The sequence below is a fragment of the Anaerovorax sp. IOR16 genome, from assembly GCF_017168145.1.
Lineage (GTDB): Bacteria > Bacillota > Clostridia > Peptostreptococcales > Anaerovoracaceae > IOR16.
On the sequence record NZ_JADQTL010000009.1, the window covers coordinates 181,473 to 201,401 of the forward strand.

Genomic DNA, 19,929 nt, shown 5'->3' on the forward strand with positions numbered 1-19,929 from the left:
GATGCAGTTTGTGTCTTATATAACCTGATTTTTTATGTTATGATGCAGGTGAGATTATTTATATAACAAGAAAGAGAATCAAAATGAAAATTATTAATGTAAAAGACCGAAATTCCATGCTGATAAAACAACTTGTAAAAGTGTGGAAAGCTTCGGTGAAAGAAACACATTTGTTTTTGTCTGATTTGGAGATTGAAAATATTGAAAAATATGTTTCGCAGGCTTTAGCGGAGATTTCTCATTTGATTGTTGTAGAAAATCAGAGTGGTGTTCCGGTTGCATTTATGGGAATCGATGAACAAAAACTTGAAATGTTGTTTATTGATCCTAAAGAACGTGGGCACGGTTTAGGCAGAAAATTAGTTGAGTATGGCATGAAGGAATATTCTATTAATGAGCTGGGAGTTAACGAACAAAACCCACAAGCAAAAGGATTTTATGAACATATGGGATTTGAAGTTTATAAAAGAACTGAAGTAGACGAGAATGGCATGCCATATCCTATTTTGTATATGAAATTATCATAAGTTATTTTATATATGTTTTTAAATAAACCAATCGATGAAGTGAAGATCGTGGATACGCACAGCTTAATGTGGGAAGACAGCGGAGTCTTTTATATCCTTTCAGAGTATGAAGGAATGTTGGATAAACAACAAATAATGGATATGGCGAAAGAAATAGCCAACAAATAATAATTTCAAATAAAAACATGGCAGCATTTTTAAAATACTGCCATGTTTTTTTGTAGCAATCATTATTATATCAGATGATATAATCTAGGTGCATTCTTTTGTTGCGGGTCAGGCTATGCAATAAAATACAAAAGCGAAGAAAAAATGTAGGGTTTTATAAGTATCTTGCGTCTAATTATATAAAAGGAGGTAGAAGATGGAGCAATGTTCGGTACCGAATAAAGATGATATACCTGATATGGAACGGCTTATCAATCAATATGGCGATAACCTTTTACGTATGTGTTATCTTTATTTACATGATTTACAATTAGCGGAGGATGCAGTGCAAGATACCTATATTAAAGTCTATAAAAACTGGGATACCTTTAAAGGAGAATCCTCTGAAAAAACATGGATTACAAGCATCGCAATCAATGTCTGCAAATCACGTCTGAGAAGCTCATGGTATAAAAACCTGCTGTTTCACCGTGAATTAAAACAAGAACCTTATTATGAAGATAATATAAAAGATGATACCGTATTGAATGAAATATCGAAATTAAAGCCGAAATACAGAGAGGTAATTTTATTGTTTTATTACCAAGAATTGAAAGTAAAAGAGATTGTGGCCGCTTTGAATATTACAGAGTCTGCGGTGACTGTTCGGTTAAGCAGAGCTAGGGAGCAGCTGAAAAAATCTTTGAAAGGGTGGTATTTTGATGAATGAATTAAAAACTTATATTGATAATCGGCTTTCCGATATTAAAACAAACAGTAAATTAAATGAAACCATTATAAATAAAACGATTAATAATGGATCAAATAATGAGAAGCAGTATTTACATTTTTCAGTAAAAAAATTAGTATTGACAGTAAGCGTTATTTGCTTGGTTTTTGCGGCTTCTGTAACCGCATTTGCATCGGCAGTTCCTATGTTTAATGATTGGATATATTCAATCAGTCCGAAATTGGCAGAACTGCTTTATCCAGTCAATGAAAGTGCAGAGGATCAAGGAATCAAAATTGATGTATTGTATGCCGGAAATGATAATCATAATGCAGTGGTTTATTTTACGGTACAGGATATTACAGGGATGAATCGGGTCGATGAGGATTTAGATCTTTGCGATACGTGTAATATTGATGGACCATGTGCATTTAACGTAGAGATGCTTTCGTTTGATGAGAAAACCAATACGGCATTTTTTATCATGCGTGGTCTAGGCGGAGAAGGAATGTCGAATCGATTGGCAAATTTTAAAATCGGTAAAATTCAGAGTGATAAAATAACACATGACTGGTACCATACGGGAGTCGATATGGAAAGCTTGATTGACCATAAAGTAAAGAGTTTTCCGGTATCAGAGTATTTTTATACTGGGGGAAGTGAACAACCTGAAAACGGTTTATTTGTTCTGGAGCCTGATGTGATGAATGTTTCTTTCGGAGACGATATTGATTTTGTTACGATTAGTAATATTGGTTTTGTGGATGGGAAATTGCATATACAGACAAAATGGGAAGCCAGCTTTGACAACCATGGACAGCTTGTACTTTTAGATAAAAATAAGACTTCCTTTGATGACGAAAATGCGATTCTTTTTGATAATTATTACTTTAAAACAGAAGAAGATAGTGAAAATTGCAGCAAGGATAAATTTGCGCATCACATTGAATATGTGTTCGATATAAACAGTTTAGAAGAATTGTCAAGTTATCAATTATGGGGAAACTTTGTGGAAGACGGCAGTTTTATCGAAGGTGAGTGGAATGTGGATTTTCGATTGTCTGATACGGAAAAGATGAATATCAATCAAACAGATGGAATTGCAGATTATGTGGAAGTAAGTACGATTGGTGCGTATATCAAAGGTTACAACGGGGAGTATGAACAATGTGATTTTTCCATTGTTTTGAAGGATGGAACGGTAGTTTATTTTTCGCAGTTTGGTTCCAATGATTCTTATTACGGTAATTCAAATAAATTTGACGTGGATATGATGTTTGTTGATTCTCCGATTGTGTTGAATGATATTGCAAGCATATCGATTGATGGTACAAAAATTTATAATAAATAAACAAAAAAATATAGCATCCCGCAAGGGGTGCTAATTTTTGTCGTCTTTTAAATAAATATAGTAATTCCTCATAAATTCCCTTATAATTAGCCATATTAAAAGAAGATTCCAAAAGATGGAATGGTTGAAAATAGAGTTTAGAAAGTAGAAAAAAGGAGGATATTATGGGAAAAATAATTATGTCACCAAGCAAGTATATTCAAGCAAGAGGTGCGTTGAAAGAGCTGAAAACTTACACGCAAAATTTTGGAAATAGGTTTTTGATTATCACGACCGATTCCGGACTGAAACGTACACAGGCAAGCATAGAAGCAAGCTTTAATGGGACCGACAAGGAAATCGTCTTTGCAAACTTTAATAGAGAATGCTGCAAGACAGAAATCAATCGTTTAATGGGCACCTGTAAGATAGAAAACTGTGATTGTGTAATTGGAGTTGGAGGGGGAAAGCTTCTTGATACTGCAAAGGCAGTGGCACATTACCTTGGACTTCCTGTTGTGATCATACCGACAATTGCATCGACGGATGCACCTTGCAGTGCGCTTTCTGTTATTTATACCGAAGACGGCATTTTTGAAGAATATTTAGTGCTTCCAAAGAATCCGGAAATTGTTGTGATGGACACTGAAATCATTTCAAAATCTCCGGCAAGATTCCTGGTTGCAGGTATGGGGGATGCCTTGGCAACCTATTTCGAAGCAAGAGCAGCAAAGCAATCGAATGCGAAAAATATGGCAGGACTTTTACCTGCAAAATCCGCTTTTGCACTCGCAGAGCTTTGCTATGAAACCTTGATTGCAGAAGGATATAAGGCTAAGTTGGCCGCAGAAAATCAAGTGGTAACTCCGGCAGTGGAGGCCATTGTCGAAGCGAACACATATTTAAGTGGCATTGGGTTTGAGAGTGGTGGATTAGCTGCAGCTCATGCAATTCATAACGGATTTACGGTACTGGAGGATTGCCATCATTTGTACCATGGAGAGAAGGTTGCATTCGGAACTCTTGTTCAGCTTGTACTTGAAAATGTACCGGAAGAAGAATTGTATGAAGTACTCGAATTCTGCGTATCCGTTGGTTTACCGATTACTTTAAAAGAAATGGGTGTAAAGAAAGTAAAACCGGAAGAAATTATGGAAGTTGCAAAAGCAGCGACTGCACCGGGAGAGACGATTTATAATATGCCGTTTGAGGTCACTGCAGAGTCAGTTTATGATGCAATCATTGCTGCCGATGCGATTGGCAGTGATTTTATATAATTATAGATTGAATTTAAAGAGAAAACTGGTTTTAGGAAACCTTTCAACTGTAGGCAATGATACTTTACTTTGCCTACAGTTTTTTTTATACACATGTAAGACTTTTTTTCGTGTAATTAAACAAAAGTTGCTAAAAATATTGAATTTTCAACATTTGCAAAAATATTCCAGAAAACTCAGAAAAAAATTTTTATTGACTCTACATTAAATGTGTGTATAATAAGACTCAAATTCATATAAGTTTTAAAGGGCATAATCGTCGAAAGGCGGTGACGCAAAGCTATAGGGGCTAAGGCAAATAATTGCTATGCCAGCCAGTTGCAGACTTTAAAAGCATATGCATATAAAAAATCGTATTTTGCAAACGGTTTATTATATATGCTTAGTTTGTTGCACGCCCCTTACGTAATGGATTAGGAGGTGTGTTTTTTTTATTTCATCACTTTATATTCTCTTACTGGGGATATTAAAGAAAGAATTTAAAATTACATATAAGTTTTAAAGGGCATAATCGTCGAAAGGCGATGACGCAAAGCTATAGGGGCTAAGGCGAAATGATTGCTATGCCAGCCAGTTGCAGACTTTAAAAGCATATACATATAGGAATCGTATTTTTGAAACGGTTTATTATATATGTTTAGTTTGTTGCACGCCCTTTTATTTCATTTTAGGAAGCGTGTTTTTTTATTTTATAGGATATATGAGATATCATTTCCAATTATTGAAAAACAGTCTTTGTTTAGGTTTATCCGTTTGAGGACTTTATTATGAATATTTTAATAGCAATTATTTTTGGTGTATTCGGCATCGGCGTAGGATTGATTCTTCCTGATATTACCAATCAAATAATCCGATACAAAAATAAAAAAAGAACCATTGAAATCATCAATAGGAGCTTCAATAAAAAGTTCTGGGCATTTATTATAGTGTTAAATGGACTATTATGGACATATTCAGGGATTCGAATTGAAAATAGCTATATTGCTGTTTTGATTTCGCTTATTTTTTCAGTTGCAATTCTAATCGCGGTCATTGACATGCAGATACGTCTTATACCGAATGAGCTAGTTCTGCTTTTGTTTTGTCTAAGCATACCGTTTCAGCTGATTTTTTTCGGATGGAAAGCGTTATTCTATGCATTTATATGTATGGTTTTACTCGGATTTGCATTTGTCTTCATAGGCAAAATTTTGGGACTGGAACAAGTTGGAGCAGGAGATGTAAAGTTGGCAGCCGTAATGGGATTGCTGCTTGGTTATCCAAATATTACGATTGCACTTATTGGCATGAGTATTGGGATACTTCTCTTTTGCGGCATCGGGTTAATAACAAAAAAATTAACGTTATCCAGTTTTTTTCCATTTGCCCCCTTTCTTATGTTTGGGACAATTTCTACCTTTATTTATCTGATGGAGCAGATATAAATAATGGTTTTAATTTTATATAAAACAATAAAAAACGTTAAAGAAAGGAGGAAAAATGCATGAAAAATTTTTTTAATTGGCTTAGAAAGGAAGAAAGTGGTCAAGGAATGGTGGAATATGGTTTAATCATTGCTCTTGTGGCAATTATTGCGGTTGTTACATTATCGCCATTAGGTACGAAGATAGCGGCTACCTTTACTTCCATTTCTTCAAATCTCCCTTAATAACATATCGCTTTAGTGGCGCAACCCAACAGTTAGCTTTAATTATTTTGCAAGGAGGATAAGTTGGATGAAAAAGATTTTAAATTGGCTTAAAAACGAGGAAAGCGGTCAAGGAATGGTTGAGTACGGACTGATTATTGCTTTAGTAGCGATCATTGCAGTTGTTACATTATCTCCGTTAGGAACAAAGGTTGCAGCTGTATTTACTTCAATTACTTCTCAGTTGCCATAAATGAATACAGCTTAAAATGATTCTTATTATTAGTAATGATTGTGTAAAATGGCAGACCTTGGTCGCAGGGACTGGGTCTGCTGTTCTCATTTTAAGAGCATTGCAAGATTGTAAAAGTAATTTGAGAGGTGGTGGAGCTTTTGCATATCAGAAATGAAAAAGGACAGGCAATGGTAGAATTTGCATTGGTATTGCCCATTCTTTTATTGCTCCTCTGTGCTATTTGCGAATTTGGTTCTATTTTTTCCAATCAGATTCTAGCGAATAATGCCTGCCGTGAGGCAGTTCGATATGCAGCGGTCCATTATAAGGACGATGGATTAACAAAAGTGGAAGACGAAACAGACATCATAGTTAAGAACTATTCATCAAGCTTTGATATTCAAATTTCAATCTCTGCAACCGAAGAAATCAAAGCAGATGTTTCGGCAAAAGTAAAACTACTTACTCCGGTATTTAGTTTTTTGGACGATGGAAACGGTTATATCAATCTTAATTCACAATGTACTATGAGGATTGAATAAATTCATTTTGCAGGAGGAAAACGTTTGAAAAAGGTTAAAATATTTGCACTTATAGCAGCAATAGTGACGGCTACCTTACTGTTTATTTTCTTAAATTCTCTTAGTCATCGCGGAGAAGTAGAAAAGACTGGTGTATATGTTGCCGTTCAGAATATTCCTGCGGATACACTTATTGATCAGACCATGATTAAGTTATCACGATTACCAAATGAAGCGGTGATTACGGAATCGATTTCAGAGGCATCTTTAGTAATTGGGAAAGTTGCGAAGTCGGAAATATTTACAGGCGAGCAGATTTTACAGTCAAAGCTTATTACAGCCGGAAATGCCGATGAAGCTGAGTTGAGTTATGTCATTCAACCAGGGATGAGAGCCATTACGATTGCAGTGGATGGGGTCACCAGTGTTGGCTATATGATAACACCCGGCAATCATGTTGATTTAATTGCACAGTACAATGAGAATAATGTAGCTGAGACGAAACTTTTAGTAGAAAATGTGACTGTTTTAGCTATAGATTCTAGTTTATCGAAGAAAGATGAACTTGTTGATAAGGATACCACTTACTCTACAATGACACTTCAAGTTACACCGCAGCAGGCAATGGATATCAGTTATTATGAATTTACAGGTGAATTATGTGCAGTACTGCGGTCACCATTGGATGATAAAAAGGCAAGCATAAGGAGTGGACAATGAAAATTAATGTTCTGGTTATCAGTAAACTGCAAAAAAATCTTGAGGCAATGAAAAATATGATTGATGATGAAGAGATTGTCGTCCTTGGTGATTCTTCGGGAGGCGCGCAAGCATTGGAAAAAATAGAAAACGTGTCTCCAGATATTGTGCTTCTGTTTCTAGGTTCTGGCGATACGGATGTTCTTAGCTTAACAGAACGTATCATTTTGCATCGCCCAAGAACACATGTCATTCTATTGACCGAATATATGGATATAGAAATTCTTCAAAGCGCAATTAAAGTAGGCGCGCACAATGTAATTGAATTTCCGACTTCTCCAAAAGAGTTTTCAGAGTATATAAAATCTGTGTATCATAACGAAACGATACGCATTCAGTCCTTAACTGAAAAGAAAAATATTGCTTGGATGTCAAGAGTTATAACCGTATTTGGTGCAAAAGGAGGGCTTGGAAAAACGACAATTGCAACTAATCTTGCCGTTAAGCTAGCAGAAAATCATAAAAAAGTGGCACTTGTTGATCTTGATTTGCAGTTTGGTGATGTCCATATTTTTCTTGATATGGAACCGGCAGATACCATATCTGAGTTTGTACAGCAAGTACATACACCTAATATTGATTCAGTCAGAAGTTATATGACGGTACACTCGAGCGGTGTCCATGTTTTGTGTGCACCGAAGAGTCCGGAATATGCAGAATTGATTTCTGCGGAAAAGGTTCAAAACTTGCTTAGCATACTACGTACTTATTACGATTACGTAATTATTGATACACCTCCTTTTTTTTCCGATATTACCATTACTGCCATTGAATCTTCTTCAACCCTTCTTTTTGTTACCGGGCTGGATATATCGATTCTAAAGAATTCTAAACTGAGCCTATCCCTTTTGGATTCTCTGCAGCAAAGAGATAAGATTCGTTTAATTGTGAATCGTGCTGTGGATATGAGTTCCATCACCGTTCAGGATGTTCAAACCATCATTGGCTGCCCAATTTGGGCGAAAATTCCCAGCGATTATAATATAGCGGTAACTGCGCTCAATCGAGGTATTCCTTTTGTCATTAGTGCTCGGGGGAGTAAGCTCAGCCAATCTATCTCTACAGTCGCGGATGTTTTAATCTCAGGAACCGATGATTTTAATATTCAATATAATTCAAATAAAAAAATAAAAGGTTTTGGTCATAAGAATGGACGAAAAAATTTTAGCCTATTTAAAAAAAGAAAAGAAAGATACTAAAAAGAAAGTGAGCCCAATATGAGTCTTTTGGAAAAACTGGAGAAGCAAAAAATATTGCAACAGGGTAACGCATCTTCTGAGCCGACAAAAAGCATTCACAATAATGTTCCTAATATAGACGGATATTCAGACTTAAAAGAAAAAGTTCATAAGGAAATTATTGAATTGATTAATCGTGAAGCGGCCAGTGGAAATGAAATCTTTGCAAATCAAGAAGATTACATACTAAAGTCTTTGGAAGTGCTGATTGAAGAAAATTCGACTGGAATTACAAGAGCGGATCGTATGCGTATACAGAAAGAAATCTATAATGATGTAGTTGGTCTCGGTCCGTTAGAACCTTTGCTTTCCGATTCGGATATCAGTGAGATTATGGTGAATGGTCCATATAACGTATATGTTGAGCGTCGAGGAAAGTTAGAACTCAGTAATGTCGTATTTAAGGATAACAGCCATCTTCTAAATATTATAAACCGGATTGTTTCTTCTGTAGGAAGACGGATTGATGAAACAAGCCCAATGGTTGATGCACGGCTTACCGATGGTTCCAGAGTAAATGCGGTGATTCCTCCAATCGTACTGAATGGACCTACAATCACCATACGAAAATTTTCAAAAAATCCTCTAACAGTAAGTGATTTAATACGGAATTCATCGGTATCTCCAATGATGATGTCTTTTTTAGAAGCTTGTGTAAAAGGGAAATTAAATATCATTGTATCTGGGGGTACAGGCAGTGGAAAAACAACGCTTTTGAATGTTTTATCAGGTTATATTCCAGACACAGATCGAATCGTTACGATTGAGGATGCAGCAGAACTTCAATTACGGCAAAATCATGTGGTTACGATGGAAAGCCGTCCGGCAAATTTAGAGGGTGCTGGTCAGATTACCATAAGAGAGTTGGTACGAAATGCACTGCGTATGCGTCCAGATCGTATTGTAGTCGGTGAAGTACGGTCAGGGGAAACGTTAGATATGCTTCAGGCCATGAATACCGGACATGACGGTTCCTTAACTACGGCGCATGCAAATACGCCCAGAGACCTTATGTCAAGACTTGAAACAATGGTATTGATGTCAGGAATGGATTTACCGATTCGAGCCATAAGGGAGCAAGTATCCTCTGCGTTGGACGTAATCGTCCAACAGGCAAGACTAAAGGATGGGTCTCGAAAAATCATTAATATAACACAAGTTGTTGGTATGGAAGGGGATACCATTACACTTCAAGATTTGTTTGTTTTTCGACCGCGAGGCGTAGATGCACAAGGGAAAATTACAGGTGATTTTGTATCGACAGGCATAAGGCCCACGTTTTTAGAAAAGATGGTTTCAAGCGGTATTCTTGTAAAGGATGACTGGTTTATGAAATGAGGTATAGGCATGTTAATTTATTTTGTCGCAGGAAGTACAGCCATTTTCGTTTATTTATTGTTCCTTTCTGCTCTGCAACCACATGGAAAGGAATTTATTGCGGGAAGAATTACGAAATATCTTAACACTGAGAGCATTTCGGATATTCACGATCAAGTATTTCGAGAAAAGTTAAAAAAAACACGAAAGAAAAAAGGACAGAATTTTAAGATTGCAAGCAAAGAATTGAGTGATTATCTGGCAATGTCAGGCATTAAGCTTAGAGCCTCGGAATTTATTTATGGCTGGGCAGGGATGACCTTTTTACCAATTTTTCTTGTTGCATTTGCCGATACAAATTTGATTACCGGAATCGGTTCTGCAATTGTTGGTTTTATAATACCACCATTCTTCGTTCAACGTGCACGAAAAAAACGCCAAACAGACTTTAATAAGCAGCTTGGAGAATCTTTGGTTGTAATGAGTAACTGTATTAAAGCAGGATTTTCCTTTCAACAAGCCATGGAAAGCATAGCAAATGATATGCAACCGCCCATTTCTACGGAGTTTGCACACGTTATTCGAGAGCTGCGCTTTGGAGTCAATAAAAATGATGCACTTCATCATATGGTAGACCGTGTACAAAATAACGACCTTGGATTGTTAGTCTCTGCGGTAATGACGTCAGAGAAGGTAGGAGGAAATCTATCAGAGATTTTAGATGTGATTTCTGATACCATCAGGGATCGAATCCGAATTAAGCAGGAGGTTCGTGTATTAACCGCTCAAGGACGTATGTCAGGTATCGTGATAGGATTGCTGCCGGTATTTATCATACTGCTTTTAATGATTTTGAATCCGGATTATTTTATGTCATTTTTCGAAGCTACCATTGGAAAAATCATGCTCAGTGTTTGTGTGGCAATGGAACTCATCGGTTTTATTATTATAAATAAAATTGTAGATATTGAATATTGAGGGAAAAGGAATGGTTTATTATATTGTAATTGCCTTTGGAGTTTTTATCTTTTGCTGTATTGTTATAATATTTAAATCTTATGGCGAACAGCAGGATACCGTGCAAAGGCGGTTGGATGGCATTGCTAATAATTTTCAAAAGAGCTATCTGCAGGATGATGAGCTCAGTCTTCCTTTTTCAAAGCGAATGATGAAGCTTATCGTAAAACCTTTTCTTACAAAAATTAAAATATACTTAAAGAAAAAACCTAGCAGATTAAATTTATTTAAGAATATTGAAAATGATAAATTAAAGAAAAATATATACAAAGCAGGCCTCTCTATGGAGATTCATGAATATCAATTGATGCGAATAGTTGTTATTTTAGGAATCGCATCACTTGCCTTTTTGGTTGGAAAAGTCTTTCATCTAAATAGTTTGTACTGTTTAATTGCAGCTGTTTTAGGAATGTACACAGGGTATATTGCTTTAAGGTTTCACCTCTCCTCCCGAATCAGTGAACGGCGTAAAGCAATGGAACGGCAATTGCCTGAGGTTTTAGATTTACTTAGCATTAATGTAGAAGCCGGCCTTGGTTTTGAACAAGCAATTTCTCATATTATCAATCAAATGGAGGGGCCTCTTATTGATGAAATGACGATAACCTATAGAGAAATGTCGATGGGAAGAACAAGACGAGATGCTCTTTTGATTTTGGGTGAACGTTGCGATATTAATGAAATTAAAACGTTTGTCGGATCAATCATTCAAGCAGGAGAGCTAGGCATATCTATTCGTAATGTACTTCGTTCACAGGCAGCTGCAATGCGACAGAATCGTAGAAATAAAATTGAAGAAAAGGCACAGAAAATTTCTACGAAAATTCTCTTACCTATGGTTCTATTTATTTTTCCAGTTATTTTTATTATTCTAATGGGACCGGTCGTCGTTAGAATTATCCAGCAATTTGGATAAGGAGGATTATGAAGATATATTGTAATCATTTGGTCATTGCAGATAAAGTCAACATTGCAGATACTTTTATGAAACGTTTTTTCGGCTTAATGGGTAAAAAGAAACTTGATTTTGGGGAGGGATTGCTTCTTTTAAATTGTCCATCCATCCATTGCTTTTTTATGAAGATATCGATTGATGTGATTTATCTTTCAGAAGAGATGACTGTTGAAGGAGTGGAAACGCTTAAGCCGTGGAGCATAGGAAAGCATTATAAAAAAACAGCTCATGTTCTTGAGCTTAGGGAAGGAAGCGTAAATTCAAAAGTGAATTTGGGAGACCGTATCGTTTTAAGTAGAGACAGCAAGTGAAAGAAGGAAGTGATTTGTAATGACAGGGAAAATGGATGATATGAGTATAATAGAAACATTACGTTCAAAGACGGAAGAAATTGATATGGATCAATATTTAAAACGGATTATAGGAGGATATTCAAAACAGTCTGTCTTAGAATATTTAAATGTTTTGCGAAAGCAGCAGCAAACGACAGCGGAGACTTTTTATCGAAATTTGCAGGCAGTCTACAATGAAAAAGAAGAACTGAATAAAGAAAATGAAGCCATTCAGTGCAGGCTAAATAAAATAGAATCCGAATATAAAAATCTCAGCGAATCTATGATTGCAATTCAGCATGAGGATTCAGATCTGACGATGCAGGATATTCTTAATTTGAAAAAAATAATTGCAGCTTTGGAAGAGGAACTAAAGAAGAGTAAAGTAGAGAAAGATTCTTTAGAAAATAAGATGAAACATCTGAATCATACGATTGAGGATTTAAATGAAAAACGGAGACAGTGTGAACATGAAGTAACAGCAGCAAAAGAAATTATTGTCTCTGAGAAGCAAGAATCAAAAGAATTACGTGATAAGGTTGTTGCGCTATCGCTTTCCATTGAAGATAAGCTGGATGAAATAAAATATTTAAAAGCGCTACAGACGGAAGGAGAAGTTGCAGATCTATCAATACATATTGAAGAACTGACGAATCAATTGGCTACCCAAACGGAAGTGATGTCAAATCTCAATTCTACGGTAAGCATAAAGGATAAAACGATAGAAGCATTAACTTCTGAAACGGAAATGCAAAAGCAAATGATTTATGAATTAAATCGTACAGCAGATGAATTACAAATACAAAATGAAAAACTATTAAATACAAATAAAACCTTAGCAGATCAACTCAAGAATCACTATAGTGAAACAATTGATTTACTGAATGAAAAATCCGATATTACCATTGAAAAAATTGCTGCACAGCGAAAGCTGAATGAAGCAAATTCTAAAATTTCCATGTTAGAGTTAAAAATTGAAAAAGGTAATAAATTAGAAAAGCTAAAAACGACAACGGGTGATTTTAATGAGGAATGAATTCTTCAGCGAACGTGGTTCGGCAAGCATAATATTAGCGATTTCCATCAGCGTACTAATGGCTTTTTCTGCGATTGTAATTGATGTAGGAAGAGTTGCTCTTGAGAAACAGTCTCTTCAGAATGCATTGGATGCCGCAGCTCTTGCAGGCGCGCAAGAATTACCGATTAGTACGGGAAAAGCGGAACAAATGGCCATTGCTTACTTTGAAAAAAACGGATATTCAAACAATGACATTCAAAGCATAGAATTTCTGTATTCCAATGAAAGAATACGAATTTCTGCTGTTCAGACAGTAGAATATACCTTTGCAAAAATATTGGAGAATGAAGAAAATACAACGGTAAGTGTAAGTGCATCTGCACAGAGAAGCAGTGTTTTTGATGGATTTAATTATACTCTATTTTCTGGAAGTGATATGGATTTGCTGCAGTTCAAAGGACAGAATGTAATTAATGGTAACGTACACTCAAATAACAGCATTAAAAACGCAGCCGAGGTAACCGGTGTAGTTACGGCTGTGAATACAATTGATTCAAAAGTTCACGCTACGGAAGGCATCATTGAAGGATCTCCTTATGTTACTATGCCAGACCTTACCGACGTAAAGAATCTAGCAACTTTCATTGACCAAAGCACGCTAATAAATAATTATGGAGCTATATACACAGCAAATAAAAATGAATATGCGATGTCAGATGGGCAACTGAATGATTTATTAAGTATGTACCCAACTATTTTTATAAACGGAAATCTTGTGATTAACGGAAGCGGTGTTGACTCTACGGGAGGTATTATCGCAACGGGAGATATTATATTTAATGGCAGTAATGTGAATATGACTTCCTCTGCATCGGTATGCTTTTGCTCTTTGAATGGAGATATAACCTTTAACGGCGGGAATGGAAATGTAAACGGTATTCTTTATGCGCCAACCGGTACAATTACTTTAAATGGAAGCGGCGGAGTCTTTTATGGAACGATTGTAGGTGATTTGGTTACTTGCGATGGCGGAATCAACCTTTCGTACAATGAACAAGCAGCAGATAGTTTGCCACTTACGATAACAAGACTGGTTGAGTAAAAATAAGAAACCTCTTGGTTTGTGTAATGAGGCACAAACCAAGAGGAAATTTATCAAATCATCAAATTAGATTTATCTATCTTAATGGTTATTCCGTTGTTACTGTGTGAAGCTCCGGTGTAGTTGCGGTATAGTTAATTGTAGTTGCGATATCAAATACAACATTACCTTCTGTACTAGAACTGGAAATTGTTGCACTCGTACTTACATTTGGAAAGTCTTTCGATACTTCTGAAATTGAAATCCAGTCTGAGGTTCCCTGAGTTTGTGCCAATCCGGTACCTCCGGTAGCAGTAGTATAGGTCTGATATGCCATATAACTATATTGCAATCTTGCATTTTCGAGATCTAATACCTCACCAAATACCGTTACAGTCGCAGAACCGATTAGTGTTGCTGCAGCTGGTGTAACTGTTAATGTTACATTAATGGAGTCGGTAGCCGTTTCTGTTGAAGCTACATTTAAAACTGCTAAAACAGCCATAAATATCTTCCTTTCGTAAAAACACATAAAATATAGGATAAAGCATTTATCCTATTGTATTATATTCAAAGATGCTATTTTGGTGTAGAGTTAATGTTAATTACTGAAAGAATATGCAGATTTACTCACTTTTAATGCCAACCATAACTTTAGTAATATAATTATTACTGCATAACACCGATAAATCATTTACAACGGTTTCTTCATAAAAAATTTCATTAAGAAATAACTTGTTTCTTTCAGCGAATTCGAATAAACGAGTATATGCATCCGATATATTATCAAAGTTTCCATGGTGATAGGTTACTAAGTAATTTTCTTTTGATTTTATAAAATAAGAATTTTTTATTGTTTTATCCAATAGCTTTAAATAGAATTTACCATTAAGGATAAAATTATTTTTTTTAATATCATTGGAAAAGTGGAGCATACCTAGTATATTATAATACATAAAATCTATCGGAACGCTATTAATTAGATTTGCGATATTAAGAGTCATATCATAATCATTTGCTTCTGTTATTTGCTTTGAAAGTAATAGATATTCTTCTTTTTGCTCTTCTATAAATATTGATTTATCATCCATTAATACCGCTTTTTCAATTGCATCTTTCTTACTTTTGAGTACTTTTTTTAAAGCCTTTAAATGTTTTATTTGAGCTTCTATTTTTTCTTCTTGCATTTGTAAGAGATGAACCGTTTTTTCAGGCGTTCTTTGATCTAAGTATTCTTTAATTTCTTTTAATGACATTCCAAGCTCTCTTAAGGAAGCTATGGCACAAAAAGTATCATATTGTAGTGCAGAATAATACCGATAGCCATTTTTTGCAGTTATTTCAGGAGAGAAGACTCCAATTTCATCGTAATGAAATAATGTATGTTTTGTTACATTACATAGCTTTGCAAATTCACCTGTAGAAAAATAAAATTTCTCGTTATACATTTTTCTTCTCCCTATTGACTGTTGGGTTACCCTATACTTTATAGTAACTTTAGATAGGAATTGAGTCAAGGAGAAACAAATATGAACCAAATAATTTCAAAAGAATTTAAGTTTATCCAACTATTGCAATTTGCAGCTCCATCTATTGTAATGATGGTTTTTTTATCGCTATATACAATTGTAGATGGTTTTTTTGTGTCCCATTATGTCGGAACAGATGCATTGTCTTCCGTAAATATAACTTATCCTTTTTCTAGTATTTTTGTAGCATTAGGCGTTATGTTTGCTACGGGCGGAAGTGCAGTGGTAGCTACTCGAATGGGCGAAAAAAAGATGGAGGATGCTAATAATTCATTTAGTCTTATTGTGCTTTTTTGTTTTTGTATATCAATCCTTTTCGCTATACCGGCTTTAATATGGATTGAACCACTTGTAAAAGTGCTTGGTGCAGAAGGAAATTTGATTCCATTATGTATGAAGTATCTGTTCATTCAGGTTTTCTTTTCACCGATTGCAATATTACAGATTTTATTTCAAAATTTTTTTGTAACAGCAGGTAAACCAATATTTGGATTGATTTTAACTGTGATTGCTGGGCTATGCAATATGTTATTTGATTTTGTATTTTTGGGTGTAATGCATATAGGAATTGAAGGTGCAGCATATGCATCGGCAATCGGTTATTGTATCCCTGCTTTGGGTGGAATTCTTTTTTTTATAAAAAATAAGCAAGGACTTCACTTTATAAAGCCAAGATGGAATAAGATTGTTCTGATTAAAAGCAGTTTAAACGGTTCTTCAGAAATGGTTACCAACCTTTCAGTCAGTGTAACTACGTTCTTATTTAATGTACTAACCATGAAATATTTAGGATCGGATGGTGTTGCAGCCATTACTGTGATATTATATTGTCAATTTCTAATGACATCGCTATTCATGGGGTTCTCTATAGGTGTTGCCCCTGTAATCAGCTATCATTATGGTGCAGATAATTCAACGTATCTAAAAAAGTTAAAACAAATGTGCTGGAAATTCGTCATATTTTCTTCATTCCTTGTTTTTGCTTTTTCTTTATCCTGTACAGAATTGATCGCAGCTCTTTTTTCCGATCAATCATCTGACGTGTATTCATTAATATGCCGTGGAATGACTATTTTTTCTGTCTCTTTTCTATTTGCAGGAATTAATATTTTTGCTTCTGCAATGTTTACGGCAATTTCTGATGGGAAAACTTCTGCAATAATATCGTTTTCAAGAACCTTTTTATTTATCATCGTAGGATTCATTATAATGATTCAGTTATTTCATGTGGATGGAATATGGCTTTCGATGCCATTTGCAGAATTTATTACTTTATTATTGGTTATCTGGTTGTTATACAGAAGGAAAGTTAATTTAAAAAGGGATATTTTAAATTTCGATGGGAGAGAGTGAATAAAAATGAAGATAGCTAAGCCTAATTTAAATTGGAGCATGCTGCAAGAAAGCGATGATTTACATTTTTTAATTGATCAGAGCATTATGGATAATGAGGATGTATCTTTAAAACTTATTAAGGGTGTATATTTGGAAGATGTGAATTTTGATGATGTAGCCTTTGATCAAGTGGTATTTGAGAATTGTAATTTTATAAATGTATCCTTTGAAAAAGCATCCTTTAATGATGTTTTATTTCAATCTTGTGACTTATCAAACAGCAATTTCTCAGATAATTGGTTTAATCGATGTACATTTAAAAATGTTAAGAGTACAGGAGGTGATTTTGGCGGAAGTAAGTTTATTCATACAGAAATAGAAAACAGTAACTTTAAATATGCAAATTTTACGGAATCAAAATTTGATACTTGTTCTATGGCAAAATGTGATATGAGTGATGCTTTTTTTTCAAATTGCAAATTTAAACTGTTAGGTTTGAATGAGAGTAAATTTATACGAACCGAATTTTTTAAAACACCTCTTAATAAAATCGATTTTACTAGCTGTGAATTGGAAGGAATTCGTATATCTTCTGAATTTAGAGAACTTAAGGGGGCAGTGGTCAATATGTATCAAGCAGCAGAATTGGCTAAGATTTTAGGGATAGTAATAAAAGTATAGTCTTAATTGATAAAAAACTTGTAGGACAGTTGACAAATGAAATGTGTTTTGATAATATTTTAATATAAAAGTTAGCGTATGCTAACAAAAGCGTAAAGGATTCTTAATCGAATCCTTTCTTTTTCACTATGAGTTAGCAAAGGCTAACAAACAAATGAGTCTAATATTTAAATTATAGTAAAAATAAAGTTTTGAGAGGATAGAGATGAAAAATAGATTTGAAAATCTTTTGATTGAGCATTGTGCACCTACATTAGCAGGATTAAAAACTGCTAATTTATTTTGCTATGAAGCTGATAAAGAAGAATTACAAAGGAACATAGAATTTTGGAATAAAACACTCTTATCATTGGGTGTAAAGATAAAAATTATAAAAAATTGTAATTTGAAAAATAGCTCCCTTATTTACGTATTCCGAGAAAAGAGCCTGATGGAAGATTTAAAAAGTCCCGGTGTAATAGATTATTTAAAGTCTGCCGGATACTCGGAACCATTAAAGATAGAAACCTTATTATCCCAATTATCCTTCCGGTTAAAGGATTCAGTATCTTTTCCTCACGAAATTGGTATGTTTCTAGGATACCCATTGCATGATGTTATGGGATTTATCCATCATCAAGGCAGAAATTTTTGTTGCAGCGGATTTTGGAAGGTTTATCAAAATCCCGAGCAGGCACAAAGACGGTTTTCACAGTATAAGAAATGTACCGATGTTTATCGGAAAATGTATCAAAATGGAAGCTCAATTGTAAAGCTTACGGTAGCGGCTTGATATAAAAAGGATGAATATATAAGCGACAAGTTCCAATTCCAATTTAAAACCTCCTTCGCATCTCATTCGAAGGAGGTTTTAAATTATTTTTCCATTACCATAAAATATACATCTTTATTAAAATTATGATTAAATTGGTTTTCAACATTTTTTAATTCATTTTCTTCTTCTTGAGAAAGATTTGAATAATTTAATGTTTTTAATGGATTAAGATATTGTTCCTGCATAAGAATCCTCCTTAAATGTTTAATAAAAGTATGTGTAATTTATCCTATTTCATTCATGAATTTAAATTAAGAAAACAGATAAAATCCTTATTGACTCTCTATTATAAACAAGCATATAATATACAACTGATACAAAGAGAGATCGCAAAAACATAAATAGGATTTCACGATATACAAAGTAACAATGATAGAAAAATAGCATGGAAGAGGTATTGGAAAATGGTACGAAAATGGATGTATTTACTGGTTTGCACAATCGTTTTAGCAACTACGATTTTTACAGGAACATCTTTGGCAGCAGAGCCTGCTGAATACGACAATGAAATGGATTCAAAAATGGTCATTCATTTTATTGATGTAGGAGAAGGTGACTGTACTTTCATTGATTTTGGAGAGTATGAGGTTTTAATTGATGCCGGATCAAACATGGCTGGAGAGACTGTCGTGGATTACATAGAACCTTATGTAGATGGGAGCTTGGACTTGGTGATTGCGACTCATGTACATCACGATCACATCGGCGGAATGGATGATGTGCTGAAAGCGTATGATGTAAAAGAGATAATTCATAGCGGGGATACTTATAATACCCAATCCTATTTGGATTTTTATGACGCTGTTTTAGCGGAACCCAATTGTATGTATACGGAAGATGAAGATCGTATCATTGACATGGGAAACGGTGCAACGTTACGGATTATCGATGGCATTGACGGCAGTGAAAATATAAATGATAACAGTGTAATTGCATTGCTTGAGTATGGCGTGACGAAAGTACTCTTTACCGGTGATCTGGAGGAAAGCGGAGAAGCTTACTATTTAAATCTATTAGAACCGGTACAAGTATTAAAGGTAGGACATCACGGATCAGCTACTTCATCTGGAACGAATTTTTTATCGGTTGTAAACCCTCAAATCGGTATTATCAGTGCTGGATATGCAAACAATAGTATACATCCACATATTCGTGCAATGCGGCGTTTGTTTCAAGCAGAAACAGAACTATATGGAACGTTTAAAGTTGGATGTATTGTAATGACATTAGATGGTGAATCTTATTCTTTAAATACAAGTCAAACTTTGCAATATGCAGATGCAGGTATTTACCATATCATACGTGAATTTGAAGGAGAGGTTTGGAAGTAGATGTAAGAAAAACTTAAGTTTTTTTTAAAAGAACGTTAAGGGAGCTTTAAGGGAATTTTAAAACAAAGTCTTTTTGGAACTGGTATATTAAGTATATCAGCTGAAAAGGCTTTTTTTATTTATAAATT

General features: G+C 34.8%; 23 protein-coding genes and 2 riboswitches. Of the genes, 20 read left to right on the top strand and 3 right to left on the bottom strand.

Going from position 1 to position 19,929, the window contains the following annotated elements; translation table 11 throughout:
• Positions 1-83: 83 nt before the first annotated feature.
• The 16 genes from I2490_RS04360 (at position 84) to I2490_RS04435 (ending at position 14,132) form a co-directional block, all read left to right on the top strand.
• On the top strand, positions 84-527 hold the full coding sequence (locus I2490_RS04360; protein WP_206458558.1) for a GNAT family N-acetyltransferase: 444 nt from the start codon (positions 84-86) through the stop codon (positions 525-527).
• A 364-nt stretch (positions 528-891) separates the two neighbouring features.
• Positions 892-1,404, top strand: a complete 513-nt coding sequence (locus I2490_RS04365; protein WP_206458559.1) for an RNA polymerase sigma factor — start codon at positions 892-894, stop codon at positions 1,402-1,404.
• A complete protein-coding gene (locus tag I2490_RS04370) occupies positions 1,397-2,755 on the top strand; it encodes a DUF4179 domain-containing protein (RefSeq protein ID WP_206458560.1) in 1,359 nt (452 codons plus the stop codon). Before I2490_RS04365 ends, I2490_RS04370 begins: the two co-directional genes overlap by 8 nt.
• A 164-nt stretch (positions 2,756-2,919) precedes the next feature.
• Positions 2,920-4,011 (top strand): glycerol dehydrogenase, encoded by a 1,092-nt coding sequence (locus I2490_RS04375; protein ID WP_206458561.1) that lies wholly within the window; start codon positions 2,920-2,922, stop codon positions 4,009-4,011.
• Positions 4,012-4,250: 239 nt separating this feature from the next.
• Positions 4,251-4,337, top strand: a riboswitch (cyclic di-GMP riboswitch).
• A 168-nt stretch (positions 4,338-4,505) separates the two neighbouring features.
• A riboswitch (cyclic di-GMP riboswitch) is annotated at positions 4,506-4,593 on the top strand.
• Between the two features lie 185 nt (positions 4,594-4,778).
• The gene (locus I2490_RS04380) at positions 4,779-5,435 is read left to right on the top strand and encodes a prepilin peptidase (protein WP_206458562.1); all 657 of its coding nucleotides are present in this window, start codon (positions 4,779-4,781) and stop codon (positions 5,433-5,435) included.
• 59 nt (positions 5,436-5,494) lie between these two features.
• Positions 5,495-5,659, top strand: coding sequence for a Flp family type IVb pilin (locus I2490_RS04385; RefSeq protein WP_206458563.1), 165 nt, complete (start codon positions 5,495-5,497; stop codon positions 5,657-5,659).
• A 67-nt stretch (positions 5,660-5,726) separates the two neighbouring features.
• On the top strand, positions 5,727-5,891 hold the full coding sequence (locus I2490_RS04390) for a Flp family type IVb pilin (protein WP_206458564.1): 165 nt from the start codon (positions 5,727-5,729) through the stop codon (positions 5,889-5,891).
• Positions 5,892-6,031: 140 nt separating this feature from the next.
• Positions 6,032-6,415, top strand: a complete 384-nt coding sequence (locus I2490_RS04395) for a TadE/TadG family type IV pilus assembly protein (protein WP_245157088.1) — start codon at positions 6,032-6,034, stop codon at positions 6,413-6,415.
• Positions 6,416-6,439: 24 nt separating this feature from the next.
• Complete coding sequence (gene cpaB, locus I2490_RS04400) at positions 6,440-7,114, top strand: Flp pilus assembly protein CpaB (protein WP_206458565.1); 675 nt, start codon at positions 6,440-6,442, stop codon at positions 7,112-7,114.
• Positions 7,111-8,352, top strand: a complete 1,242-nt coding sequence (locus tag I2490_RS04405) for an AAA family ATPase (protein WP_206458566.1) — start codon at positions 7,111-7,113, stop codon at positions 8,350-8,352. Before cpaB ends, I2490_RS04405 begins: the two co-directional genes overlap by 4 nt.
• 18 nt (positions 8,353-8,370) lie before the next feature.
• Positions 8,371-9,729: a CpaF family protein gene (locus tag I2490_RS04410; protein ID WP_206458567.1), complete on the top strand. Its 1,359-nt coding sequence runs from the start codon at positions 8,371-8,373 to the stop codon at positions 9,727-9,729.
• 9 nt (positions 9,730-9,738) lie between these two features.
• Positions 9,739-10,686 (top strand): type II secretion system F family protein, encoded by a 948-nt coding sequence (locus I2490_RS04415; protein ID WP_206458568.1) that lies wholly within the window; start codon positions 9,739-9,741, stop codon positions 10,684-10,686.
• A gap of 10 nt (positions 10,687-10,696) precedes the next feature.
• Positions 10,697-11,641, top strand: a complete 945-nt coding sequence (locus I2490_RS04420) for a type II secretion system F family protein (protein WP_206458569.1) — start codon at positions 10,697-10,699, stop codon at positions 11,639-11,641.
• Between the two features lie 8 nt (positions 11,642-11,649).
• A complete protein-coding gene (locus tag I2490_RS04425) occupies positions 11,650-11,991 on the top strand; it encodes a DUF192 domain-containing protein (RefSeq protein ID WP_206458570.1) in 342 nt (113 codons plus the stop codon).
• 19 nt (positions 11,992-12,010) lie between these two features.
• The gene (locus I2490_RS04430; protein ID WP_206458571.1) at positions 12,011-13,048 is read left to right on the top strand and encodes a hypothetical protein; all 1,038 of its coding nucleotides are present in this window, start codon (positions 12,011-12,013) and stop codon (positions 13,046-13,048) included.
• Positions 13,038-14,132 (top strand): pilus assembly protein TadG-related protein, encoded by a 1,095-nt coding sequence (locus I2490_RS04435; protein ID WP_206458572.1) that lies wholly within the window; start codon positions 13,038-13,040, stop codon positions 14,130-14,132. The genes I2490_RS04430 and I2490_RS04435 overlap by 11 nt, the downstream gene beginning before the upstream one ends.
• An 88-nt stretch (positions 14,133-14,220) precedes the next feature.
• Here the strand turns inward: I2490_RS04435 and I2490_RS04440 are convergent, their stop codons facing one another.
• Together I2490_RS04440 and I2490_RS04445 are read right to left on the bottom strand one after the other, a co-directional pair.
• Positions 14,221-14,616, bottom strand: coding sequence for a hypothetical protein (locus I2490_RS04440; RefSeq protein ID WP_206458573.1), 396 nt, complete (start codon positions 14,614-14,616; stop codon positions 14,221-14,223).
• Between the two features lie 121 nt (positions 14,617-14,737).
• Positions 14,738-15,559, bottom strand: coding sequence for a MerR family transcriptional regulator (locus I2490_RS04445; protein WP_206458574.1), 822 nt, complete (start codon positions 15,557-15,559; stop codon positions 14,738-14,740).
• Between the two features lie 81 nt (positions 15,560-15,640).
• Between I2490_RS04445 and I2490_RS04450 the strand changes: the two genes are divergently transcribed.
• The 3 genes from I2490_RS04450 to I2490_RS04460 all read left to right on the top strand — a co-directional run bounded on the left by I2490_RS04450 (position 15,641) and on the right by I2490_RS04460 (position 18,428).
• Entirely contained in the window at positions 15,641-16,993 is a 1,353-nt protein-coding gene (locus tag I2490_RS04450) for an MATE family efflux transporter (protein ID WP_206458575.1), read from the top strand.
• Positions 16,994-16,999: 6 nt separating this feature from the next.
• Complete coding sequence (locus I2490_RS04455; protein ID WP_206458576.1) at positions 17,000-17,656, top strand: pentapeptide repeat-containing protein; 657 nt, start codon at positions 17,000-17,002, stop codon at positions 17,654-17,656.
• Positions 17,657-17,861: 205 nt separating this feature from the next.
• Positions 17,862-18,428: a DUF3793 family protein gene (locus I2490_RS04460; RefSeq protein ID WP_206458577.1), complete on the top strand. Its 567-nt coding sequence runs from the start codon at positions 17,862-17,864 to the stop codon at positions 18,426-18,428.
• 83 nt (positions 18,429-18,511) lie between these two features.
• Here the strand turns inward: I2490_RS04460 and I2490_RS04465 are convergent, their stop codons facing one another.
• The gene (locus I2490_RS04465; RefSeq protein WP_206458578.1) at positions 18,512-18,655 is read right to left on the bottom strand and encodes a polynucleotide phosphorylase; all 144 of its coding nucleotides are present in this window, start codon (positions 18,653-18,655) and stop codon (positions 18,512-18,514) included.
• A gap of 219 nt (positions 18,656-18,874) precedes the next feature.
• On the opposite strand from I2490_RS04465, the gene I2490_RS04470 reads away from it, so the two are divergent.
• Positions 18,875-19,801, top strand: a complete 927-nt coding sequence (locus tag I2490_RS04470) for a ComEC/Rec2 family competence protein (RefSeq protein WP_206458579.1) — start codon at positions 18,875-18,877, stop codon at positions 19,799-19,801.
• Positions 19,802-19,929: the final 128 nt, after the last annotated feature.